This is a genomic window from Vibrio sp. 1727 (assembly GCF_033344415.1).
GTDB lineage: Bacteria > Pseudomonadota > Gammaproteobacteria > Enterobacterales > Vibrionaceae > Vibrio > Vibrio alginolyticus.
In genome coordinates, this window is the sequence record NZ_JAWPOT010000407.1 from 1 (window position 1) to 621 (window position 621).

General features: G+C 50.7%; 1 protein-coding gene. It reads left to right on the plus strand.

The window, feature by feature from the left end:
* Positions 1-621: ABC transporter permease subunit (locus R8O10_RS26025; protein WP_318192070.1), on the plus strand; the 621-nt coding region annotated here is incomplete at both ends.

Here is a 621-nt window from a genome sequence, read left to right on the forward strand (position 1 = left end):
CGATTTCCCTCCGACCGCGCCAAGCGCTGAGAATAAACACTATCTAGGTACTGACGTTATTGGTCGCGATATTTTAGCGCGCTTGGTGTATGGCTTCCGTACTGCGATGGGGTTTGCGTTGTTAACGATGGCGGTGTCCTACGCTATTGGTACCGCTGTAGGCTGTGCCATGGGCTTCTGGGGCGGCAAGTTCGACCTATTTGTCCAACGTTTGATTGAGGTATGGTCAATGGTGCCATTCCTGTACGTCATTATGCTTTTGGTGTCCATCGTTCAACCGACTTTCAGGCTCTTTGTCGCCATCAACGTGTTGTTTGGATGGATGGGGATGACATGGTACATGCGTACCATGACTTACAAAGAATCTGCACGCGAATACGTAATGGCAGCTCGTGCGTTGGGCGCCTCGACAGGCCGAATCCTGTTTAACCATATTCTGCCAAATACCATGGTCATGATTGTTACCGTGGCGCCATTTACTATTGCCGCCAACATCACCGCACTGACAGCGCTTGATTATCTTGGTTTAGGCTTGATGCCACCAACACCAAGCTGGGGTGAGTTACTGCAGCAAGGTAAGTCCAACTTGGACTCGCCATGGATTGTGGCGTCTGTTGTGAC